At 45.1% G+C, this 4,449-nt stretch carries 7 protein-coding genes; 6 read left to right on the forward strand and 1 reads right to left on the reverse strand.

Going from position 1 to position 4,449, the window contains the following annotated elements; translation table 11 throughout:
- From ACWVCM_RS15840 to ACWVCM_RS15850, 3 genes are all read left to right on the forward strand, one after another.
- On the forward strand, window positions 1-1,061 hold a 1,061-nt coding region (locus tag ACWVCM_RS15840), incomplete at its 5' end, for an ATP-binding protein (RefSeq protein ID WP_455202738.1).
- Window positions 1,058-1,537 carry a transcription elongation factor GreA gene (gene greA, locus ACWVCM_RS15845; protein ID WP_455202739.1) on the forward strand — a complete coding sequence of 160 codons (480 nt, stop codon included), beginning with the start codon at window positions 1,058-1,060 and terminating at the stop codon, window positions 1,535-1,537. The genes ACWVCM_RS15840 and greA, both read left to right, overlap by 4 nt.
- A gap of 83 nt (window positions 1,538-1,620) precedes the next feature.
- On the forward strand, window positions 1,621-2,082 hold the full coding sequence (locus ACWVCM_RS15850; protein WP_455202740.1) for a DUF4149 domain-containing protein: 462 nt from the start codon (window positions 1,621-1,623) through the stop codon (window positions 2,080-2,082).
- On the opposite strand, the gene yhbY is transcribed toward ACWVCM_RS15850, so the two are convergent.
- Window positions 2,079-2,369, reverse strand: coding sequence for a ribosome assembly RNA-binding protein YhbY (gene yhbY / locus ACWVCM_RS15855; protein ID WP_455202741.1), 291 nt, complete (start codon window positions 2,367-2,369; stop codon window positions 2,079-2,081). The genes ACWVCM_RS15850 and yhbY overlap by 4 nt on opposite strands.
- A gap of 17 nt (window positions 2,370-2,386) precedes the next feature.
- Between yhbY and ACWVCM_RS15860 the strand changes: the two genes are divergently transcribed.
- From ACWVCM_RS15860 to ACWVCM_RS15870, 3 genes are all read left to right on the forward strand, one after another.
- Window positions 2,387-2,626, forward strand: coding sequence for a hypothetical protein (locus tag ACWVCM_RS15860; RefSeq protein WP_455202742.1), 240 nt, complete (start codon window positions 2,387-2,389; stop codon window positions 2,624-2,626).
- Window positions 2,627-2,638: 12 nt separating this feature from the next.
- Window positions 2,639-3,292, forward strand: a complete 654-nt coding sequence (rlmE, locus tag ACWVCM_RS15865; RefSeq protein WP_455202743.1) for a 23S rRNA (uridine(2552)-2'-O)-methyltransferase RlmE — start codon at window positions 2,639-2,641, stop codon at window positions 3,290-3,292.
- A 106-nt stretch (window positions 3,293-3,398) separates the two neighbouring features.
- On the forward strand, window positions 3,399-4,449 hold a 1,051-nt coding region (locus tag ACWVCM_RS15870; protein WP_455202744.1), incomplete at its 3' end, for an ATP-dependent metallopeptidase FtsH/Yme1/Tma family protein.

The raw sequence follows: 4,449 nt of genomic DNA on the forward strand, positions 1-4,449 counted from the left end.
GGCGCGCTATGGAGATTGTCTACGCTGAAGATGAACTACGCCGCTACATGAACGAAGCGGTCAGTGTTTCAAATGACTCTCCGGTATTACTGGATCATTTTCTCGATGATGCCATTGAAATAGATTTTGATGCCGTTAGTGATGGCAAGCAAGTGCTGACCGGTGGCATTATGGAGCATATTGAGCAAGCGGGCGTGCATTCGGGTGACTCTGCATGTTCATTGCCACCCCATAGCCTGAGTAAGGAAATTCAACAACGGCTTCGTGACCAGGCGGCCCAGTTGGCAAAAGAGTTAAACGTGGTTGGTTTAATGAATGCGCAATTCGCCGTGAAAAATGAAGAAATTTATATTATTGAAGTTAATCCTCGTGCATCGCGTACCGTGCCCTATGTATCAAAAGCAACGGGTATTCCGTTGGCAAAAGTAGCTGCGCGCTGTATGGCAGGCCAATCGCTGGAATCCCAGGGAATGACGTCTGAGGTTACGCCAAACTATTATTCTGTGAAGGAAGCGGTGTTTCCTTTTATAAAATTTCCTTCCTGTGATCCAATTCTAGGGCCGGAGATGAAATCCACTGGGGAAGTTATGGGCGTGGGCACTGAATTTGCTGAAGCTTTCGCGAAAGCACAGTTGGCGGCGGGTATTGAATTTCCGAAGGGTGGAAGAGCATTTATAAGTGTTCGTGATGCAGACAAGACTGCTGCTATTTCAGTGGCGAAACAGGTAGTCGAACTTGGCTTCGATATTGTTGCTACAATGGGTACGGCGAAAGTACTTCGAGAGGCTGGAATTTCCTGTTCTCGTGTAAATAAAGTGACCGAGGGTCGCCCTCACATAGTGGATATGATAAAGAATGATGAAATACACTTTATTATTAACACAACAGAAGGCAAGCAAGCTATAGCTGACTCACGCACCATTCGTAGTAATGCTTTACAGAACAAGGTGATGTATACCACAACGATTACGGGTGCCAGGGCTACTTGTCTTGCCATGCAATTGGGAAATTCATCGTCAATATATCGATTACAGGACTTGCACCAGGAGTTGCAATCATGACCAAGAAACATCCGATTACAGCACAGGGAGCAGAAAAACTACGTGCCGAGTTGGAAGAGTTGAAAAAAGTGGCTCGACCAAAAGTAATTGCAGCCATTGCTGAAGCCAGGGCGCATGGTGATCTGAAAGAAAACGCAGAATATCACGCAGCCCGAGAGCAACAGAGTTTTATCGAAGGACGGATTGCTGATATCAATGGAAAATTGGGACACGCACAAATTATTGATGTTACCCAGCTGGGTGAAACGGGTAAAGTTGTATTCGGTGCAACCGTAGATTTAGTAGATGATGAAACAGGTGATGAAATCACTTATCGCATAGTCGGAGAAGATGAAGCCGATATAAAACACGGTTTGATCTCTATAACGTCGCCGATTGCGCGCGCACTAATTGGCAAGGAAGAGGGAGATGTAGCGGAAGTGCAGGCGCCCGGCGGTGTAAAATCCTATGAAATTGTTGAAGTGAAATATATCTAATCTACTCGCTAAGTAAAGACTGCCTCTTGTAGTGCCTGAACTCCTGAAATTTAAGTACTGGCTGCAAAAAGGATATTACGGTTATGTATTTTTTTATGGTGGGTGAGCGAATATTACTGACCATGTGGGTTGGTAGCTTGTGGGCGATTGGATATATAGCAGCTCCTACATTGTTTGCCTTACTGGACGATCGCAAGCTGGCAGGTGCATTAGCGGGGCAAATGTTTCATATTGTCAGCTATATTGGCCTGGTATGCGGTGTCTTGCTGTTCATCAGTCTGGTGAAACGCGTCGGCATTCACTGGAGAGTTTGGGTTATCGCTATTATGCTTGTCATGGTGGCGTGCGGCGAATTTATCCTGCAACCTATGATGGAGTCCCTAAAAGCACAAGGTCTGATAGAAGGTAGTGCGATAAAAAAACAGTTTGGTATGTTGCACGGTGTAGCGTCGATAATCTATCTAATAGAAAGTGTACTCGGGTTGTCATTGGTTGTTTTTGGATTAGAGAAATCTGAGACAACCAAAACATCGATTGCCAATTAAGGAAGCTTTATCATCGGCGTCGCCGCTGGTCGGTAGAATATGGCGATATGTCCAATACTATTAACCAGTTCCGCATGTGCCGACTGGCATACTTTTTCAATCATAAACTGCCGTTCCTCACGGTTTTCGGCATTTAGCTTAACCTTAATCAATTCGTGATGTTCAATCGTGTTTTCCAGTTCATTTAAAACCGCGTCAGTCAAACCAGCATTGCCAACGATGACAACGGGTTTTAGTTGATGGGCACGGGCGCGAAGGAACTTTTTTTGTTTGGTGGTAAGATTCATAGTTAGGTAATCCAATTGTGAAAAATTCTGATCAACATGATAATAAGGGATTGAGTGTAGCGCCAAGTCCATTTAATGCAGTCAAACTGGAGCTGGCCATTATACTCATCGCCGGGATTCTGCTTTGGGCCGTGGTAGATTCTATCACGCCTAGCGATTCAGCTCAGATCGGAATATTAATGATATTTGGTTTACTTGGTGCGATCTGGTTAATTATACGTACTCGATATTTATCGCAACGAATTGTAAAAAAGTGATGAATCTGATTTATGGCCACTAAAAAGAAGTCCGTCAAAAAAGGCCAGTCACGCAGTAAGTCCAGTAGCCGATGGCTCAAAGAACACTTTGACGATGTTTATGTAAAACAGGCCCAAAAAGCTGGTTATCGATCCAGAGCGGTATACAAGCTGCTCGAAATCCAGGAAAAGGATCACATTCTCAAACATGGAATGACTGTGGTAGATTTGGGTGCTGCACCAGGGGGCTGGTCTCAGGTGGCCGCTAAAATTGTCGGATCCTCCGGGAAAGTTATCGGCCTGGATATCCTCCCCGTCGATTCACTGGCAAACGTGGAATTTATTCAAGGAGACTTTACGGAACCATCGGTTTTAGAACAACTCTTACAAGTATTGGATGGTCAGGAGGTCGATCTTGTAATGTCCGATATGGCCCCCAATATAAGTGGTATTAAGGTTGTTGATCAGCCAAAAGCGATGTATCTGGCTGAATTGGCCCTGGATCTGGCTCAAAATGTGCTTTGTAAGAATGGTAACTTTCTGGTGAAAGTTTTTCAGGGAAGTGGTTTTGATAGTTATTACAAGACCTTACAATCACTTTTTAGTAAGGTAACTACACGAAAACCAAAAGCTTCCAAGTCAAATTCTCGTGAGGTGTATTTACTGGCCAGGGGGTTTTTAAAATAGGTGACTATAATATAGTCATTAATTTGTCGTATTACCTGGTAATCCTGTTGAGTTTCGATGGAAGATCAGGTAGAAACGGTGTAAATAATAAGTAGAGGCTAGACTATTGAACGACTTAGCGAAAAATCTCCTTCTTTGGATTGTTATTGCGATTGTTCTCGTATCGGTGTTTAACAATTTTAGCCCGCCAAGAGCTTCTGCAAAAAACATAGAGTACTCCGAATTTGTTCGTAGCGTGAAAGACGGCCAGGTCGCCAAGGTGCTGATTGAGGGTCGCAGCATTCACGGACGAACCACCAGTAATGAAAATTTCACTACCTACAGTCCAGGCGATCCCAAGCTCGTCGACGATTTGTTGAACGCTGGCGTAACCATTGAGGCCAAGCCACCGGAACAACAAGGATTGTTAATGCAGGTGTTTATCTCCTGGTTCCCCATGTTATTACTCATCGCTGTCTGGATTTTCTTCATGCGGCAGATGCAGGGCGGTGGTGCTGGACGCGGCGCCATGTCCTTTGGAAAATCCAAGGCCCGTATGTTGGGTGAAGACCAGGTTAAAGTGACCTTTAGTGACGTCGCCGGTGTTGAAGAGGCAAAGGAAGAAGTTGCTGAATTGGTCGAATTCTTAAGAGATCCAGGAAAATTCCAGAAACTTGGTGGCAAGATACCACGTGGTGTTTTAATGGTTGGTTCTCCCGGTACCGGTAAAACCTTGCTGGCTAAAGCCATCGCCGGTGAGGCCAAGGTACCATTTTTTACGATCTCAGGTTCAGATTTTGTGGAAATGTTTGTGGGCGTTGGAGCTTCACGGGTACGTGATATGTTTGACCAGGCCAAGAAACACGCGCCTTGTATTATATTCATCGATGAAATTGACGCCGTAGGCCGTCATCGTGGCGCCGGTCTTGGTGGTGGGCACGATGAGCGTGAGCAGACCTTAAACCAGCTACTTGTTGAAATGGATGGATTTGAAGGCAATGAAGGCGTCATAGTTATTGCTGCCACCAACCGTCCCGACGTATTAGATCCTGCTTTATTGCGTCCAGGTCGTTTTGACCGCCAGGTTGTCGTGCCATTGCCAGATGTGCGTGGCCGTGAACATATATTACGAGTCCATATGAGAAAAGTACCTTTAGGCGATGATGTGAAACCAACCA

The organism is Kaarinaea lacus (assembly GCF_975902315.1).

Bases quoted from the DNA above. Each gene is read 5' to 3' on its own strand.
- greA (WP_455202739.1), top strand. From the start codon at position 1,058: ATGACCAAGAAACATCCGATTACAGCACAGGGAGCAGAAAAACTACGT.
- ACWVCM_RS15850 (WP_455202740.1), top strand. From the start codon at position 1,621: ATGTATTTTTTTATGGTGGGTGAGCGAATATTACTGACCATGTGGGTT.
- yhbY (WP_455202741.1), bottom strand. From the start codon at position 2,369: ATGAATCTTACCACCAAACAAAAAAAGTTCCTTCGCGCCCGTGCCCAT.
- rlmE (WP_455202743.1), top strand. From the start codon at position 2,639: ATGGCCACTAAAAAGAAGTCCGTCAAAAAAGGCCAGTCACGCAGTAAG.